Here is a 17,480-nt window from a genome sequence, read left to right on the forward strand (position 1 = left end):
CTCGTGGGCGCGGTCAGCCAACAAACAAGCGCCCCCGGCCATGCAACCGGGGGCGCTTGTCGTCGTTCACTCAGTGGTGGTGGTGATGACCGTGGCCATGGTCGTCGGCCTCCTCGGCCGGCTTGTCGACGACCGCCGTCTCGGTGGTCAGGACCATCCGGGCCACCGACGCGGCATTGAGCACCGCCGAGCGGGTGACCTTGACCGGGTCGATGACGCCGTCGGCGATCAGGTCGCCGTAGGTCAGCTTGTCCGCGTTCAGGCCGTGGCTGTTGGGCAGCTCGGTCACCTTGTGCACCGCGACCGCGCCGTCGAGCCCGGCGTTGGTGGCGATCCAGTACAGCGGCGCCGCCAGCGCCTCGGAGAAGACGCCGACACCCAGTGCCTGGTCGCCGCTCAGCGATGCGCGCAGCGTCTCCAGCGCCTTGCGGGTCTGCAGCAGCGCCGAGCCGCCACCGGCGACAATGCCTTCCTCGACAGCGGCTTTCGCGGCCGCGACAGCGTCCTCGACGCTTTCCTTGCGTTCCTTGAGCGCCGTCTCGGTGGCCGCTCCCACCTGGATCACCGCCACACCGCCGGCCAGCTTGGCCAGCCGCTCCTGCAGCTTCTCGCGGTCCCAGTCGGAGTCGCTCGCCTCGATCTCGGCGCGCAGCTGCTTGATGCGGTTGGCCACCGCATCCTTGGTGCCGCCGCCGTCGACGATGACGGTGTCGTCCTTGCTGACCACCACGCGGCGGGCCGAGCCCAGCACGTCCGTGCCGACCTCGCGCAGCAACAGGCCCGCGTCCGGGTTGATCACCTGGCCGCCGGTCACGATCGCCAGGTCCTCCAAGAACGCCTTGCGGCGGTCGCCGAAGAACGGCGCCTTGACCGCGACTGCCTTCAGCGTCTTACGGATGGAGTTGACGACCAGGGTGGCCAGCGCCTCGCCCTCGATGTCCTCGGCGATGATCAACAGCGGCTTGCCCGATTCGGCGACCTTCTCCAGCATCGGCAGCAGGTCGGGCAGCGAACTGATCTTGTCCTGGTGCAACAGGATCACCGGGTCGTCCAGCACGGCCTGCTGGGAGTCGAAGTCGGTGACGAAATACGCCGACAGGAAGCCCTTGTCGAAACCGACGCCCTCGGTGAACTCGAGCTCGGTGCTCAGCGTCGAGGATTCTTCGACGCTGACCACGCCGTCGGTGCCGACCTTGGTCATCGCCTCACCGACCAGCTCACCCAGCAGCTGGTCGCGTGAGGACACGGTCGCCACCTGCGCGATCGCGTCCTTGCCGGAGACCGGGGTGGCCGCGGACAGCAGCGCCTCGGACACCGCGTCGGCGGCCTTGCTGATCCCCGCCCCCAACTCGATGGGGTTGGCGCCGGCCGCGACCAGCCGCAGGCCGCCCTTGACCAGCGCCTGCGCCAGCACGGTCGCCGTCGTGGTGCCGTCGCCGGCGACGTCGTTGGTCTTGGTGGCCACCGACTTCACCAGCTGGGCGCCCAGGTTCTCGAACGGGTCTTCCAGGTCGATCTCACGCGCGACGGTCACACCGTCGTTGGTGACCGCCGGGCCACCGAATGCCTTGGCCAGCACCACATGCCGGCCGCGCGGCCCGAGCGTCACCCGTACCGCGTCGGCGAGCGTGTTCACGCCCGCCTCGATGGCGCGACGCGCGGTCTCGTCGTACTCAATGATCTTGCTCATCAGGCTCCTTGTTTGAATGGTGGCGACCCGCTTCGCCCGGCTTCGCCGCGCTTGCGATCGCCACTAGCCCCAAACGCATGCCGCCCCGGAAATCACCCGCGCGGGACGCGGGGATCGCCGGGGCGGAACACGGTTCTTACTTGGAGACGACAGCCAGCACGTCGCGTGCCGACAGGATCAGGTACTCCTCGCCGCCGTACTTGATCTCGGTGCCGCCGTACTTGCTGTAGATGACGGTGTCGCCTTCCGAGACGTCCAGCGGGATGCGCTTCGCGCCGTCTTCGTCCCACCGGCCGGGGCCGACTGCGACGACGGTGCCTTCCTGCGGCTTCTCCTTGGCGGTGTCAGGAATGACCAGACCAGACGCGGTCGTGGTCTCGGCCTCGTTGGCCTGCACGAGAATCTTGTCCTCGAGTGGCTTGATATTCACCTTCGCCACGATTGGAGCCTCCACTGTTGGGTCGGGTCCGGGACGCGCCCGGACCGGAGTTGACGGCCGGCACGGGTTGAGCCCGCACCTTCCGAGTTATCAGGTGTTCGGCATTCGTCCGCGCCCGAGCGCCGTCGTCGCGGGTGCCGACACAGGGCTTGGCCGATTGCCACCTAGCACTCTATACATGCGAGTGCTAGCACTCAAGGGCCCCCCGCTGCTTCTCCAGCGTCGGCGTGTCCGCGCTCAGCGAACATCAACTCACCTGCGCTTTCACCACGGGCAGCCCCGGGTCGCTGGGCACATCCAGCGCCGACGGCGGCGCCCCCGCGGCGACCAGATGCGCCGCGAACGACGCGATCATCGCCCCGTTGTCGGTGCACAGCCGGGGCCTGGGGATGCGCAGCGTCAGGCCCGCCTCGGCGCAGCGCCGCTCCGCCAGCTCACGCAGCCGGGAATTGGCGGCCACCCCGCCCGCGATCAGCAGGGTCCGCACGCCCAGCCCGGTGGCGGCGCGCACGGCCTTTTTGGTGAGCACGTCGGCGACGGCCTCCTGAAAGCCGGCCGCGATGTCGGCGTTCACCGCGTCGGGGTGGCTTTCCAGGTAGCGCGCGACGGCCGTCTTGAGGCCGGAGAAGCTGAACGCGTAGGGGTCGTCACGCGGCCCGGTCATGCCGCGCGGAAAGGCGATCGCGTCGCGATCGCCCGTGCGGGCCAGCTCGTCGAGCACCCTGCCGCCCGGGTAGCCGAGCCCCAGCAGCCTCGCCACCTTGTCGTAGGCCTCGCCGGCGGCGTCGTCGACGGTGCTGCCCAGCTCGATGATCGGCTCGCCGAGCGAACGCACGTGCAGCAGGTGGGTGTGGCCGCCGGAGACCAGCAGCGCCACGCACTCGGGCAGCGGCCCGTGCTCATAGACGTCGGCGGCCAGATGCCCGCCCAGGTGGTTCACCGCATAGAAGGGCACCCCCCAGGCCGCCGAATAGGCTTTGGCCGCAGCGACTCCCACCAGCAGGGCGCCGGCCAGCCCGGGCCCGATGGTGGCCGCGACGACGTCGGGCCTGTCCAGCCCGGCGGTCGACAACGCGCGGCGCATGGCCGGTCCCAGCGCCTCCAGATGCGCGCGTGAGGCGATCTCGGGCACCACGCCGCCGAACCGCACGTGTTCGTCGACGCTGGAGGCCACCTCGTCGGCCAGCAGCGTCACGGTGCCGTCGGGGTCCAGCCGGGCGATGCCGACTCCCGTTTCGTCGCAGGAGGTTTCGATGGCAAGAATGGTTGTCATGCGCCGTGGGCCTCCCGCCGCATCGTGTACGCGTCGGCGCCGCTGACCCGGTAATAGCGGCGGCGCAGGCCGATCTGCTCGAACCCGACGCTGGTGTACAGCCCGATGGCGGCCTGGTTGTCGGTGCGGACCTCCAGGTACACCGCGCCGCCGTCGGCGAACCTCAGCAGCTCGTCGAGCAGCCGGCGGCCGATGCCCCGGCCCTGGTACGCCGGATCCACGCCGATGGTGTGCACCTCGTATTCGTAGGGCGGGGTGCGGCCCAATCGCGAGATGCCGGCGTAGCCGACCAGCGTCTCGCCCACCCGCGCGCCCACGTAATGGTTGTGGGCACTGGCCAATTCGCGATGGAATGCCGCCGCGGGCCACGGGTCGTCGCCGTCGAAGAGCTGCGCCTCCAGCTCGGCGCAGCGCTGGGCGTCGGCCCGGGTCAGGCCGCCGAGGGTCGCGGGCTCGCTGTGGGCGGTCATCGCCGCGTGGCCAACGGTTTGGCGTCGGGCCGACGCAGGTACAGGGCCACCAGCGGCTCGGGGTCGGCGGACCAATCGGCCACCGCCGCAACCAGTCCGGCCGGTGTCGGGCAGCTCGGTTCACCCACCGGCAAGCCGAACAGGGCGGCGTGTTCGGGTGAGCCGGCGACGGCCGCCGCGGCACCCGGGTCGACGTCGGCCGGCGCGTTGACGGCCGGGCCGTGGGTGCGCACGCCGTCGCGGTAGCGCGCCCAATAGACCTCGCGGCGGCGGGCGTCGGTCACCACCAAGGCGTCCCCGCTGGTCCGCACGCCGATCGCGTCCAGGCTGCACACGCCGCGCACGGGGATGCCGAGGGCGTGCCCGTAGGCGGCGGCGGTGGCCATGCCCGCGCGCAGGCCGGTGAACGGGCCCGGTCCGCAGCCCACCACGACGGCGCCCAGGTCGGCCATCCCCAATCCCGAATCGGCCAGGGCAGCAAGGACATTCGGGGTGAGGCGTTCGGCGTGGGCCCGGGCGTCGACGGTGACCCGCTCGGCGAGCACGCACAGGTCGTCACGCCGCACCAGGCCGGCCGTCACCGCCGGGGTCGAGGTGTCGAGGGCAAGGACGATCGTCATGACTCGCCCCCGGTGTCGGCGTTGTCGGCGTTGTCGGCCCACCGCCAGGTCGCGATCCGCACGTCGGATCCGGTGACGCGCTCGAGCCGGATGTCCAGATGCCGCTCGGCGAGCCGCTCGACCAGGCCCTCACCCCATTCCACCACCACGACAGCGTCGTCGAGATCGCTGTCCAAGTCCAGCGAATCGAGCTCGGCGAGCAGATCGGCGCCCTGATTGTCGGTGTGGTCGAGCAGCCGGTACATGTCGACGTGAATCATGGTCGGGGCGCCCGCGCGCCGCGGCGGATGCACGCGTGCCAGCACGTAGGACGGCGAGGTCACCGGCCCGTCGACATCCATCGCCGCCGCAATCCCCTTGGCCAGCACGGTCTTTCCCGCCCCGAGCGGACCCGAGAGCACCACCACGTCCCCCGCCCGCAGGTGTTGCGCCAGCCGCGAGCCCAGCGCCATGGTGTCCTCGACCCGGTCACAGGTCGCGGTGCCGCCGTCGAGTTCAGCCACGGCGCCGCAACCTTTCTCGCATCCGCCGCATGCGCAGCGCCGCCTTGCCCGGGGTGGCCCGCCGGACCAGTCGGACCAGCCCGCCGTTGATGGCGTCGGGCTTGTCCAGCAGCGCCAGGTGGCTCGCGCCGACGACGATGACCAGCTCGGCCTGCGGCAGGCTGGCGGCCATCTTGCGCGAATATTCATCGGGGGTGAGCAGGTCGTGGTCGCCGCACGCGATCAGCGTCGGGACCCGCAGCAGCGTCCACAGCCCGGCGGTCTCGTCGTGCTCTTCCAGCGCGTCCAGAAAGCCGACCATGGTGGGGATCGGGGTGCTATTCATCATCCGCTGCGAGAACGCGTCCAGGCTGCGGCTGACCTGCAGGTCGCTGTAGGAGGCGGCCCGCAGCACCGGGCCGATCAACGACCGGGACACGTTGCGCCCCCTGTGCATCAGCTTCGGCGCGGACCGCGCGGCGACCCGAACCGCTTCCAGCGCAGGGTTTTTCAGGATCTCGCCCAGCGGTGACCTGGACACCCCTTCGGCCGCGGACGAAATCAGCGCGGCGCCCACGATGCGGCGTCCGTATTGCTCGGGGAACTGGCGGGCGTGGGACAACACCGTCATGCCGCCCATCGAGTGGCCCACCAGCACGATCATTCCGCGCGGTGCCACCACGTTCAGCACGGTTTGCAGGTCCCTGCCGAGTTGGGTCAGCGTGTAGGTCTCGGGGTCGGCCTCGCCGGACCTGCCGTGGCCGCGCTGGTCGTAGAACACCATCCGGACGTCGGGGCCCAACTGCTCGGGCAACCGGGTGCGCTGAAAATGAAACGCGCCCATCTGCAGGCAGAACCCATGGACGAAGACCAGCGTCAACGGCGCATCGGCCGGGCCGGTATCGCGCACCGCCAGCGGAATCCCGTCGGGCGTGGTCACCACCAGGCCGGCGTCGTCCTCGAGCCGGTTGAAATCCTCGTTCGCATAGGGGTCTTCGACCGTGGCGCGCTGGGTCATCGACCGGCGGGCCGAGGCGCCGATGATGGTGGCCACGGCGGTCACCCCCGCGCCTCCCGCAAGCCAGGCCCTGCCCTTGCGGCGCCTGCGGGGTTCCTCAGGACTCAACGGTTCGCGCCTCGCGGTAGGTCCTGGTGATCCGCCCGCGGGGGCTGGTCACGACTTCGTAGTGGATGGTGCCGAGCAGGTCGGCCCAGTCCTGCGCGGTGGGCTCGCCGCTCGCGCCGGACCCGAACAGGATCGCCTCGTCGCCTTCGGCCACGTCGACGCGCCCCGGGCCGAGGTCGACGACGAACTGGTCCATGCAGATCCGCCCGACGCCCGGGCGCCGGCTGCCGTTGATCAACACCTCGAGCCGGCCGCCCAGCGACCGGAAGATGCCGTCGGCGTAACCGACCGGCAGCAGCGCGAGGTTGGTGTCGCGCTGCGCGGTCCAGGTGTGGCCGTAGGACACGCTCTCCCCCGCGCGGATCGACTTCACCAGCGCCACAGAGCATTTCACCGTCATCGCCGGCACCAGACCCATGTCGCCACGCTCGGGCACCGGGCTCAGCCCGTAGATCGCGATGCCGGGGCGCACCATGTCGAAGGCCAGGTCGGGACGAGACATGGTGGCCGACGAGTTCGACAGGTGCGCCACGTCGAACCGCACGCCCTGATCGCGCGCCTGGGCCAGCAAGGCGGCGAAGCGTTGGGCCTGAAGGTTGTTCACGGGGTTGGCGGGCTCATCGGCGTAGACCATGTGCGACATCAGACCCCGCAGCACGACGGCCTCCTCGGCGACGGCCCGGCGCAGCGCGGTCAGCAGCGCGGGGTATTGCGCGGGCGGCACCCCATTGCGGTTCAGTCCGGTGTCCACCTTGACGGTGACGGTCGCGGTCCGTCCGGTGCGGCGCGCCGCGTCCACCAGGTCGTCGAGCTGGCGCTCCGAGGACACGGCGATCTGCACGTCGGCCAGCAGCGCGGGGCCGAAGTCGATGCCGGGCGGGTGCAACCAGGCCAGCACGGGCGCGGTGATGCCGTCCGCGCGCAGCGCCAGGGCCTCGGCGATGGTGGCGACGCCCAATTCGGCCGCCCCCGCGGCCAGCGCGGCGCGCGCCGTCTGGGCGGCCCCGTGGCCGTAGCCGTCGGCCTTGACCACCGCCATCACCTGCGCGCCGCCGGCCTGCTCGCACAGCAGCCGCACGTTGTGCTCAATCGCGCCCAGGTCCACCAGGGCCTCGGCGAGGACGCCCGGGGTCAGGGATATCGGCGTTGCGGACACGGCAGCCATTGTCCCAGAGCGCTCGGCGCCTCCGGACCAACCGTCAGTGCGCGAAGTGCTCGGCGCGGTAGTGCCCGCCCGGCTTGAGCTTGTCGAGGCTGGCCAGCGCGGTGCGGGCGTCGTCGTGCAGGGCCCGGGCCAGGTCGGCGGACAGGCCCTCGCGCACCACGATGCGCAGCACCGAGATGTCGGTGGCGTTGTCGGGCATGGTGTAGGCCGGCACCTGCCAGCCGTAGCCGCGCAGCTCGTGGGAGACGTCGAACTCGGTGTAGCCCAGCCCGCGGGCGAGCCGGAAGCTGACCACCGGGATCGCCGAACCGTCGGAGATCAGCTCACAGTGCTCGCCGGTGCGCAGCTGCTCGCCCAGCCAGCGTGCGGTCGACGACAGCGTCTGCATCACCTGCGTGTAGCCCTCGCGTCCCAGCCGCAGGAAGTTGTAGTACTGGCCGACGACCTGGTTGCCGGGCCGGGAGAAGTTCAGCGTGAAGGTCGGCATGTCGCCGCCCAGGTAGTTGACGTGGAACACCAGATCCTCGGGCAGGTACTCCTTGCTGCGCCACACCACGAACCCGACGCCGGGGTAGGTCAGCCCGTACTTGTGGCCGCTGACGTTGATCGACACCACCCGCGGCAGCCGGAAGTCCCACTTGAGCTCGGGGTGCAGGAACGGCACGACGAATCCGCCGCTGGCCGCGTCGACATGCACGGGGACGTCGACTCCCCCGCCGGCGGCCAGCTTGTCCAGGGCCGCGCAGATCTCGGCGATGGGTTCCAGCTCCCCGGTGTAGGTGGTGCCCAGGATCGCCACCACCCCGATGGTGTCCTCGTCGACGGCGTCGACGACCTGCTCGGGGGTGATGACGTAGCGCCCCTCCTCCATCGGCAGGTAGCGCGGTTCGACGTCGAAGTAGCGGCAGAACTTCTCCCAGACCACCTGGACGTTGGAGCCCATCACCAGGTTCGGGGTGCGGCCCTTCCAGTCCCCCCCTTTTTTCCGGCCCACCTTCTCGCGCCACCGCCACTTCATCGCCAGACCGCCGAGCATCACGGCCTCGCTGGAACCGATCGTCGACACCCCGGTGGCGCTGGACGGGTCGTCGTCGCGCAGCCCGTCGGCGTGGAACAGGTCGGCCACCATGCACACGCAGCGCTGCTCGATGGCCGCGGTCGCCGGGTATTCGTCCTTGTCGATCATGTTCTTGTCGAACGTCTCGGCCATCAGCTTGCCGGCCTCGGGATCCATCCAGGTCGTCACGAAGGTGGCCAGATTCAGCCGGGAGCTGCCGTCGAGCATCAGCTCGTCGTGGATGAAGCGGTAGGCAGCCTCGGGATCCATCGACTCGTCGGGCATCCGCAGCGCCGGCACCGGCGCGGTGAACAGGCGGCCGGTGTAGGCGGGCGCGATCGAGTGGGCGGGCATGGACGGGTGTTGGGGCACGACGAGATCCTCTCTATAGGGCGGCCAGGGCGGCTCGGATGTGCGGCACGATGCGCGAGGCCGAGGTGGGGGCCTCGCCGGGGCCGGGGTCGGCGGCCGAGCACGCTGCCGCGCGCGCGTGCACGAAGGCCGCGGCGGCGGCCGCCTCGACCGCCGGCAGGCCCGCGGCCAGCAGCGCGCCGATCATGCCGGACAACACGTCACCGGAGCCGGCGGTGGACGCCCAGGACTGCCCGGCCGGATTGAGGTAGACCCGGCCGCCCGGGTCGGCGATGACGGTGACGTTGCCCTTGAGCAGCACCGTGGCGCCGAACGCGTCGGCCAGCTTGCGGCACGCGCCCACCCGGTCATCACCCGGCGGGTTACCCGCCAGCCGGGCGAATTCACCCGCGTGCGGGGTCAGCACCGTCGGCGCGGTGCGGTTGGCCACCAACTCGGGGTGCGCGGCCAGGATGGTCAGCCCGTCGGCATCCACGATCACCGGCAGGTCGGTTTCCAGCGCGAACCACAGCGCCGCCGCCCCGACGTCGTCGGTGCCCAGTCCCGGGCCGACGACCCAAGACTGCACCCGGCCGGCCGAGGCGGGGGTGGGCGAGGCGATCACCTCGGGCCAGTGCGCGAGCACCTCGCGGTGCGCGCTGCCGGCGTAGCGGACCATGCCGGAGGTGGCGGCGACGGCGGCGCCGGTGCACAGCACGGCGGCGCCCGGATAGGTCGACGAGCCGGCCATCACGCCGGTGACGCCCTGCGAGTACTTGTCGTCGTGGGGCCCGGGCACCGGCCAGCGGGCGGCCACGTCGGCGGCCTCGAACCCCAACGCTGCGACGTTCGGTGCACCCGGCAGGTCGAGCCCGATGTCGATCAGCCGGACCCGCCCGCAATCAGCCAGCGCGTGCACGGGTTTGAGGCCGCCGAAGGTGACGGTCAGCACGGCGCGCACGGCGGGGCCGGTGATTGCGCCGGTCGCCGCGTCGATGCCGCTGGGGATGTCGACGGCGATCACCGGGATTCGGGCATCGTTGACGGCGGCGAACACCTCGGCCGCGGCGGGCCGCAGCGCTCCGGAGCCGGAGATGCCCACCACGCCGTCGATGACGAGATCGGTTGTCGGCGAGACGCTTTCGACGACGCGACCGCCGGCCTTTCGGAACGCCGCCAGGCCTTTGCGGTGGGTGCGCTCCGGGTTGAGCAGGATCGCGTCGGCGGCCGCGCCGCGACGGCGCAGGAAGGTGGCCGCCCACAACGCGTCTCCGCCGTTGTCTCCGGAGCCGATGACCGCGCACACACGTCGCCCGGTTACCCCGCCGGTGCGCGCCGCTAACTCGCCGATGATCTCGGTGGCCAGCCCGTAGGCCGCGCGTCGCATCAAAGCGCCGTCGGGCAGGCTGGCCAGCAGTGGCGCTTCGGCCTGGCGGATCGCGTCTACCGAGTAGTAATGCCGCATCAGAGTCAGATTACGTGGCACCGTCGCGGGGGCTTGGCGCCCACGGTTTTTCGGTTGCGCGCGGGCGCCGGCATCAGCTCGGGGTGGCCGGCGGCACGCGGCGGCGCACGATGCCCCGCAGGCGCGCCGGACCGAGCTGCCGGCTGCCCTTGGAACGCGTGCGCGTCATCGGGTAGAAGCACAGGCCGATCAGAATCGAGGTGAAGTGCCCGATGGCGGTGAAGTTCAGTTCGTTACCCATGGTGATCAGCGGGAAACCGAAGATGACGAACAGCACCCCGAGATAGCCCCAGCACCATGGCCGGGCGATGTGGTAGGTCAGCACGGCCATCACGCCGACCAGAAAATAGCTAACCCCGATGTCGCGGGCGTGCACCAGCCGTTGCGGGGCGTCATGGTCCTCGATCGCGAAGTACAGGATGCCTTCGCTGATGTAGGTGGCCAGGATGTGCGAGCTCAATCCCACTGTGAGCCAGCGCAGCTGGCCGAGCCAGTGTTCGGCCGGCGCGAGAAACAGGGTGAACAGCAGCAGGTAGGGCTCGAAGTTCTTGCCGTCGATCCACAGCAGGCTGGAGAACAGGACATCGAGCGGATCCCTGCCCAGTTCGTGAATGTTGGTGGAGCGGTGCAGCAGTACCGAGTGCAGCTCCCTGCCGGTGAGATGGGTCTGGATGATCGTGGTGATCATCAACACCAACAACCAGCCATAGGTCAACGGCGCGCTTGTGACGTAGTGCCAGACCGCCAGCGTCATGCTGCGCACTCGCCTGCGAACCGATGGATGCGCCACGACTCAACCTTCGCACGCGGGGCGCGGCGCCGGACAGCTTCGGCGGCAAACACGCCGCCGGCGTCCGGCTACTTGGCCGGTGCCGGTTCGGCCGCTGCGGGCGCCGGTACCGCCGGTGCGGCGGCGGGCGGCGGCTTCAAATGCCGCCACCAGCAGCCGATGTAGAGAATCATCGAGACCGCCAGCGCGACCAGCACCCAGATGACGACGGTGATGTCGACCCAGCTGCCGAACGGCGGCGAGCCGGGTAGCGCGTTGCGCAGCGGCACCACCGCGAACAGCATCGCCGCGTACCAGGTCGTCATCGGCGGCTGAAACGGCCGCCGGTCGCGCGCCGTCTGAATCGCCACGACGAGGGCCAGGCTGGCAATCGTGATCAGCACGCCGAGGATGACGATGGCGAACGCCGCGGTGCTCAGCGAGCGCCGCACGTTCAGCCGGTAGGGACCGTCCGCCTGGGACCTGGTGGCGGACAGCCGCCACCCGGACAGGTGGTCGACGAAGGTCACCGGCACATGGTCGGGCGCCCGGTCGGTGTCCGGGCCGTAGAAGATTTCGACTTCGATCGGCCCCGAGCGATATTGGTCGAAGGGCCACCGCTCGATCTGGCCCGCGATGGTCAGCGGGACCGCCATCAGGCCGGGCAGCATGCCCTTGGTCCAGGTGTGCCGGGACGGCATCGCCGAGGAACGCACGCGCAGGCTCAGATCGTCCTTGAGGTGGTGGGTTTTCGGGTCCAGCAACGCCGATCCGGGATTGAATGCCAGGTTGACGGCGAGCACGCTGTTGTTGGACTGGATGTCTTCGACGTTGATGGTCGCCGACGGCTTGTCGCCGTCGACGGCCGGAGCGGCGACGTCCAGACGTCGTCCGGTACCGCTCTGCGCGTACATCGCGACGGCTACCACGTATGCCGCGAGGATGAGGACGACAAGACCTACGACGCCGTACTTCGTGCCGGCCGATCGCATACTTCCTCCCGTACGGACGTAGCCCAACCCACCTGCCGCAAAAGCTTTCCCAGGGCAATGTAATGGATCGGCTGCGTATTCGCCGGTGATACGGAGGAAGCAGCGCGAGCTGCTTCGCGCCTATTCGACGGTGACGGACTTGGCCAGGTTTCGCGGCTTGTCCACGTCGTAGCCGCGGGCCTGCGCCACCGACGCGGCGAACACCTGCAGCGGGATGGTCGACAGCAGCGGCTGCAAAAGCGTTGACACCGACGGGATTTCGATCAGGTGATCGGCGTAGGGGCGCACGGTGTCGTCGCCTTCCTCGGCGATCACGATGGTGATCGCGCCGCGCGCCTGGATCTCGCGGATGTTGGACAGCAGCTTGGCGTGCAGCACGGCCGACCCCTTGGGGGACGGCATGATGACGATGACCGGCAGATCGTCCTCGATCAGCGCGATCGGGCCGTGCTTGAGCTCACCGGCGGCGAACCCCTCGGCGTGCATGTAGGCCAATTCCTTGAGTTTCAGCGCACCTTCGAGCGCCACCGGGTAGCCGACGTGGCGGCCCAGAAACAGCACCGTCGGGGACTGGGCGAACTGGTAGGCCAGCGCGGCCACCGGCTTGATGGTCGCGATCACCCGCGCGACGAGGTCCGGCATCGCTTCCAGCTCGTGGTATTCGCGCTGCACCTCATCGGGGTACTTGGTGCCCCGGGCCTGCGCCAGCGCCAGCCCCACCAGATAGTTGGCGGTGATCTGCGCCAGGAACGTCTTGGTGGAGGCCACCCCGATCTCCGGGCCGGCCCGGGTGTACAGCACGGCGTCGCACTCGCGCGGGATCTGCGAGCCGTTGGTGTTGCAGATGGCCAACACCTTGGCCTTCTGCTCCTTGGCGTGCCGGACCGCCTCGAGCGTGTCCGCGGTCTCGCCGGACTGCGAGATGGCGACCACCAGGGTGCTGCGGTCCAAAACCGGGTCGCGATACCGGAATTCGCTGGCCAGCTCGACCTCGACCGGCAGCCGCGTCCAGTGCTCGATCGCGTACTTGGCCAGCAGCCCGGAGTGATAGGCGGTGCCGCAGGCGACCACGAACACCTTGTCGATCTCGCGGAGTTCCTGATCGGACAGGCGCTGTTCGTCGAGGACGATCCGGCCGTCGACGAAGTGTCCCAGCAGGGTGTCGGCCACCGCGGCGGGCTGCTCGGCGATCTCCTTGAGCATGAAGTACTCGTAGCCGCCCTTCTCGGCGGCGGCCAAGTCCCAATCGATGTGGAACTCGCGGTATGCCCCGGGCCCCAAATCCTCGTTGCCGTCGAAGTCGGTGATCCGGTAACCGTCCGCGGTGATCACCACGGCCTGGTCCTGGCCGAGTTCGATGGCGTTGCGGGTGTGCGGGATGAACGCCGCAACGTCGGAGCCGACGAACATCTCGCCCTCGCCGATGCCGATGACCAGCGGGGTGGAGCGGCGGGCGGCGACGATGGTGCCGGGTTCGTCGGCGTTGGCGAACACCAGCGTGAAGTGGCCGTCCAGGCGGCGCAGCACCGCGAGCACCGACGCGGCGAAGTCCCCCGCGGTGTCGCCGTGCCGATACGCCTGAGCCACCAGATGCACCGCGACCTCGGTGTCGGTGTCGCTGGCGAACTCGACGCCCTGGGCCTCCAGTTCGTGGCGCAGGTTGGCGTAGTTCTCGATGATGCCGTTGTGGACCACGGCGATCTTGCCGGCGGCGTCGCGGTGCGGGTGCGCGTTGCGGTCGGTCGGACGACCGTGGGTGGCCCACCGGGTGTGGCCCAGGCCGGTGGTCCCGGTCAGCGACGACGGCGGCATCTGGGCGACCGCCTCTTCCAGGTTGGCCAGCCGGCCGGCGCGACGGCTGATCGTCAGCGTGCCGTCACCATTGGCCAGGGCGACGCCCGACGAGTCGTAGCCGCGGTACTCCATCCGGCGCAGCGCGGCCATGACGACCTCGCAGGCGGGCTGCTGCCCGACATAGCCGACGATTCCGCACATTCTGAACAGGGTAGTGCAGGCGCGGCACCGACCCCGCACTCCGCGGCCGGGGTTGGGCCGCCCACCTGCGCAAAGGGCCGGCTGTGACCTTGCCCTACCGCCGGTTCTGGTTCCGCCGCGCATGAGCCCGGCGCCCTGGGCACCTCCGCCATTCACTCAACCGTCATAAACGGCGGGAACATTTTTCACTCGGTGTATTTGTGACGGTTTCGTGTCGGACCAACGCCCGCGGGACACACCGCCCTAATATTTGAAATGTCAGCAAAGACTGGAAATAACCGGAAAGCCGCGGAAGGACGAGCTGCTTGAAGCCAGACCGATCACGATCGCACAGCTTGTCGGCCACGCAGCCGCGGTCATCCGTTTGCAGCAAGGATTTCATTCGGTATCGGTCAGATGATCTGGCTACCTGGGACCACGCTTTTAGCCGAGCAATGAATTTTCGTTGTCAGTGGTTGTTAACCGGGAATTGTGCAACGGGTCGTATTGAGATGCGTAACTTTTTCCGACCGCCCGCCGGGCGCCATGGGAGGCAATCATGACCGCAGTTCGCTACGACGACGTGGTGCCCGCCGCGACGGCGTCGGCAGCCACGCAACCGGCCGCGCCGCGCCGGCGGCCGTCGGCCGGCCCCACGGACCCCTTGATGGCCATGACCACCCGCTTGCTGTCCATCCCGCTGCATCAGCTCTACGCGGCGCTATGGCGGGTGGGTGTCCTCGAGGTCAGGGCCTAGCCGAAGGATGCGCTAACGTCAACGCGTGGCCCGCATCCGCAAGCTCGTCGCAGCTCTCAGCCGCCGTGGTCCGCATCGGGTTTTGCGTGGTGACCTGGCCTTTGCCGGGCTGCCGGGGGTGGTGTACACCCCCGAGGAGGGGCTGAATCTGCCCGGGGTGGCGTTCGGTCACGATTGGCTCGCCGGCGCGGCCCGGTATTCGAACCTGCTCGAGCACCTCGCGTCGTGGGGCATCGTGGCCGGCGCGCCCGACACCCAGCGCGGCCTGGCGCCGTCGGTGCTCAACTTCGCCTTCGATCTCGGCACCGCCCTGGACATCGTCTCGGGCGTGCGCCTGGGCCCCGGCAAGATCAGCGTGCATCCGGCCAAGCTCGGCGTGGCCGGTCACGGTTTCGGCGGCTCGGCGGCGGTGTTCGCCGCGGCCGGCATGCCGGCCAAGCCCGCGGCGGTGGCGGCGATCTTTCCGAGCGTCACCAGTCCGCCGGCCCAGCAGCCGGCCGCGACGCTGCAGCTTCCCGGGGTGATCTTCGCCGCGCCGGGCGATCCGAAAGCCCTGAACTCGCATGCGTGGCCGCTCGCCGACGTGTGGGACGCGGCGACGCTGCGCATCGTCAGCAAGGCCGAACCCGATGGCCTGGTCGAGGGACGACGGCTGACCAAGGTGGTGGGTCTGGCCGGACCGCACCGGCGCACGCAGCGGTCGGTTCGGGCGCTGCTGACCGGCTACCTGCTCTATGCGCTGGCCGGCGACAAGAAGTACCGTGATTTCGCCGACCCCGACGTGCACCTGCCGCGCACCGACGCGATCGACCCCGAGGCCGAAGCGATTCCCACAGAAGACAAGATCGTCGCCCTGCTGAAGTGAGAAGGCGCAGCCGACGGGGTAATTGCCCCGGTATGTCGACCGTGCAAGCGCTTTACGACCGCTGGATCATCGAGCTGTGGAACGGCGCGCCCATCGCGCCCGAAATCGTCACCGACGACTTCGTGGGTCATTGGCCGGGCCGGGAGGTCTGCGGACCCCAGGAGCTCGCACAGGTGGTCGAGCAGACCCGAAACATGTTCTCGGACTTGAGTTTTGCCATCGAGCTCGGCCCGCTGTGTGACGGTGACCTGGTCGCGGGCCGCTGGGTGGGCACCGGCCTGGGCCCGGACGGACCGGTCTCGTTCACCGGCAACGACATCCTGCGCCTCGCCGCCGACGGTCAGCGGTTCGCGGAGTACTGGACGGGCACTTCGGCGGGCTGACGGCCTTGGACCGCGCGGCAGCGTGGTAAGTGTCAGTGATGAGAATCGGGATCGCTCTGAACTATTCGGGCGGCTTTCACGAGGCCGTGGATCGCGTGGTCGAACTCGAGAAGTCCGGCATCGAGGTCGCGGTGGTGGCCGAGGCGTATGCCTTCGACGCCATCAGCCAGCTGGGATACCTGGCCGCCAAGACCAACTCGGTCGAGCTGGCCTCCGGGGTGTTGCCCATCTACATCCGCACCCCGTCGCTGCTGGCGATGACCGCCGCGGGGCTGGATTACGTGTCGGACGGGCGTTTCCGCCTCGGCATCGGCACCTCCGGGCCGCAGGTGGTCGAGGGGTTCCACGGCGTCCCGTTCGACGCCCCGATCGGGCGCACCCGCGAGATCGTGGAGATCTGCCGCAAGGTGTGGCGGCGCGAACGCGTGCAGTACGACGGCAAGCACTATCAGCTGCCGCTGCCCGCGGACCGCGGCACGGGATTGGGCAAGCCGCTACAGCTCATCAATCACCCGGTGCGCGAACGCATTCCGGTCAGCATCGCCGCGCTGGGGCCCAAAAACGTCGAGCTCACCGCCGAGATCGCCGAGGGCTGGCAGCCCGTGTTCTATCTGCCGGACAGGCCGACTCGATCTGGGGCGAGGCGCTGGCGGCCGGTGCCGCCAAGCGCGATCCCGCGTTGGGGCCGCTCGATGTGATGGTGCACGCGTCGCTGGCCATCGGCGAAAACCTCGACGAGCGGCTGGCCTGGGTCAAGCCGCAGCTGGGCCTCTACATCGGCGGGATGGGCGCCAAAGGCCGCAATTTCTACCACAATCTGGCGACGCGCTACGGGTTCGGCGAGGTCGCCGACCGGATCCAGGAGCTGTACCTGTCCGGCCGCAAGCAGGAGGCCATCGACGCGGTGCCCGACGAGTTGGTGCGCGGCATGTCGCTGATCGGCCCGCGCGGATACGTCGCCGAACGCATGGCCGCCTTTGCCGAGGCGAGGGTGACCACGCTGTTGGTGAACCCGCTGTCCACCGACCGGGCCGAATCCATGCGCTTCGTCGAGGAGGCTTTGCGGCTGCGGCCCGTCTGAGCGGTCATTGCCCCGCCTGCGGAAGCTGGTCGGCGGCAATCTCGCACGGCGTTTTCGCCTGGTCGGCCTGCGGCGCCGGCTCGGCGGCGGGGGCGGCGGCGGCAGGCACGGGGGGCTCCCCGGGTGGCGGTGCGTCGGCCGGGGACGGGTCGGCCGGGGCCTCGACCGGTTGGATGGACTCGTCGGGTGGCGGCGGCGCGGCTTCGTCGACGGGCTGGGCCTGCCCATCCTCGGCGGCCTGGCCGGCGGGCGCGTCGTCGGCGGGCGCCTTGGCGTCGGCGTCCTCGAGATCTTCTGGGTGGAACGGGGTTTCGTCCAAGCCGTCCTTGCCACCGTCGGTGAAGGGGTCCGCGCCGTCCGGCCCGTCACCCGCCGATCCAATCAGCCCGCCCACCGCACCGACGTTGGCCGCCGCCGCGCCGCTCACCGCCGCGCCCGTACCGGTCACCGCCGCACCGGATTCGGTGAGTCCGGCGCCGGCGCCCGCCGACGACGCGCCGCCGCCAGTCGCGGACTCCGGC

General features: G+C 69.9%; 16 protein-coding genes and 2 pseudogenes. 4 read left to right on the forward strand and 14 right to left on the reverse strand.

Features of this window, described 5'->3' with window-relative positions; all coding sequences use genetic code 11:
- Positions 1-70: 70 nt before the first annotated feature.
- The 13 genes from groL to glmS all read right to left on the reverse strand — a co-directional run bounded on the left by groL (position 71) and on the right by glmS (position 13,894).
- Positions 71-1,690: a chaperonin GroEL gene (groL, locus tag A5622_RS21420; protein WP_066881073.1), complete on the reverse strand. Its 1,620-nt coding sequence runs from the start codon at positions 1,688-1,690 to the stop codon at positions 71-73.
- Between the two features lie 136 nt (positions 1,691-1,826).
- A complete protein-coding gene (gene groES / locus A5622_RS21425; RefSeq protein ID WP_064950356.1) occupies positions 1,827-2,129 on the reverse strand; it encodes a co-chaperone GroES in 303 nt (100 codons plus the stop codon).
- 247 nt (positions 2,130-2,376) lie between these two features.
- Positions 2,377-3,402 carry a tRNA (adenosine(37)-N6)-threonylcarbamoyltransferase complex transferase subunit TsaD gene (tsaD, locus tag A5622_RS21430; protein WP_066881075.1) on the reverse strand — a complete coding sequence of 342 codons (1,026 nt, stop codon included), beginning with the start codon at positions 3,400-3,402 and terminating at the stop codon, positions 2,377-2,379.
- Positions 3,399-3,872 carry a ribosomal protein S18-alanine N-acetyltransferase gene (gene rimI / locus A5622_RS21435; RefSeq protein ID WP_066881077.1) on the reverse strand — a complete coding sequence of 158 codons (474 nt, stop codon included), beginning with the start codon at positions 3,870-3,872 and terminating at the stop codon, positions 3,399-3,401. Before rimI ends, tsaD begins: the two co-directional genes overlap by 4 nt.
- A complete protein-coding gene (tsaB, locus tag A5622_RS21440) occupies positions 3,869-4,492 on the reverse strand; it encodes a tRNA (adenosine(37)-N6)-threonylcarbamoyltransferase complex dimerization subunit type 1 TsaB (RefSeq protein WP_066881079.1) in 624 nt (207 codons plus the stop codon). Before tsaB ends, rimI begins: the two co-directional genes overlap by 4 nt.
- Positions 4,489-4,995 carry a tRNA (adenosine(37)-N6)-threonylcarbamoyltransferase complex ATPase subunit type 1 TsaE gene (tsaE, locus tag A5622_RS21445; protein WP_156753042.1) on the reverse strand — a complete coding sequence of 169 codons (507 nt, stop codon included), beginning with the start codon at positions 4,993-4,995 and terminating at the stop codon, positions 4,489-4,491. Before tsaE ends, tsaB begins: the two co-directional genes overlap by 4 nt.
- Positions 4,988-6,037: an alpha/beta fold hydrolase gene (locus tag A5622_RS21450; RefSeq protein WP_197508070.1), complete on the reverse strand. Its 1,050-nt coding sequence runs from the start codon at positions 6,035-6,037 to the stop codon at positions 4,988-4,990. Before A5622_RS21450 ends, tsaE begins: the two co-directional genes overlap by 8 nt.
- A gap of 52 nt (positions 6,038-6,089) precedes the next feature.
- Positions 6,090-7,256, reverse strand: coding sequence for an alanine racemase (gene alr / locus A5622_RS21455; protein WP_066881097.1), 1,167 nt, complete (start codon positions 7,254-7,256; stop codon positions 6,090-6,092).
- A 43-nt stretch (positions 7,257-7,299) separates the two neighbouring features.
- Positions 7,300-8,676 carry a glutamate decarboxylase gene (locus tag A5622_RS21460; RefSeq protein ID WP_156753043.1) on the reverse strand — a complete coding sequence of 459 codons (1,377 nt, stop codon included), beginning with the start codon at positions 8,674-8,676 and terminating at the stop codon, positions 7,300-7,302.
- Positions 8,677-8,707: 31 nt separating this feature from the next.
- On the reverse strand, positions 8,708-10,138 hold the full coding sequence (locus A5622_RS21465) for a bifunctional ADP-dependent NAD(P)H-hydrate dehydratase/NAD(P)H-hydrate epimerase (RefSeq protein ID WP_066881084.1): 1,431 nt from the start codon (positions 10,136-10,138) through the stop codon (positions 8,708-8,710).
- 73 nt (positions 10,139-10,211) lie between these two features.
- Positions 10,212-10,892 (reverse strand): rhomboid-like protein, encoded by a 681-nt coding sequence (locus A5622_RS21470; RefSeq protein WP_066866354.1) that lies wholly within the window; start codon positions 10,890-10,892, stop codon positions 10,212-10,214.
- 104 nt (positions 10,893-10,996) lie between these two features.
- The gene (locus A5622_RS21475; protein WP_066881086.1) at positions 10,997-11,899 is read right to left on the reverse strand and encodes a DUF4436 domain-containing protein; all 903 of its coding nucleotides are present in this window, start codon (positions 11,897-11,899) and stop codon (positions 10,997-10,999) included.
- 120 nt (positions 11,900-12,019) lie between these two features.
- Positions 12,020-13,894: a glutamine--fructose-6-phosphate transaminase (isomerizing) gene (gene glmS / locus A5622_RS21480; RefSeq protein ID WP_066866322.1), complete on the reverse strand. Its 1,875-nt coding sequence runs from the start codon at positions 13,892-13,894 to the stop codon at positions 12,020-12,022.
- Between the two features lie 538 nt (positions 13,895-14,432).
- Here glmS and A5622_RS21485 point away from each other — a divergent pair.
- The 4 genes and pseudogenes from A5622_RS21485 to A5622_RS21500 all read left to right on the forward strand — a co-directional run bounded on the left by A5622_RS21485 (position 14,433) and on the right by A5622_RS21500 (position 16,959).
- Positions 14,433-14,630, forward strand: a complete 198-nt coding sequence (locus A5622_RS21485; RefSeq protein ID WP_066881088.1) for an Rv1535 family protein — start codon at positions 14,433-14,435, stop codon at positions 14,628-14,630.
- A 25-nt stretch (positions 14,631-14,655) separates the two neighbouring features.
- Complete coding sequence (locus A5622_RS21490; protein ID WP_066881090.1) at positions 14,656-15,495, forward strand: dienelactone hydrolase family protein; 840 nt, start codon at positions 14,656-14,658, stop codon at positions 15,493-15,495.
- Positions 15,496-15,527: 32 nt separating this feature from the next.
- Positions 15,528-15,878: an ester cyclase gene (locus A5622_RS21495; protein WP_066881091.1), complete on the forward strand. Its 351-nt coding sequence runs from the start codon at positions 15,528-15,530 to the stop codon at positions 15,876-15,878.
- 38 nt (positions 15,879-15,916) lie between these two features.
- A pseudogene (locus A5622_RS21500) lies at positions 15,917-16,959 on the forward strand (LLM class F420-dependent oxidoreductase).
- 4 nt (positions 16,960-16,963) lie between these two features.
- Here the strand turns inward: A5622_RS21500 and A5622_RS29825 are convergent.
- Positions 16,964-17,480: pseudogene (locus tag A5622_RS29825) on the reverse strand (hypothetical protein); the annotation flags it as partial.

Source organism: Mycobacterium sp. 1245801.1 (assembly GCF_001673055.1).
GTDB lineage: Bacteria > Actinomycetota > Actinomycetes > Mycobacteriales > Mycobacteriaceae > Mycobacterium > Mycobacterium europaeum_A.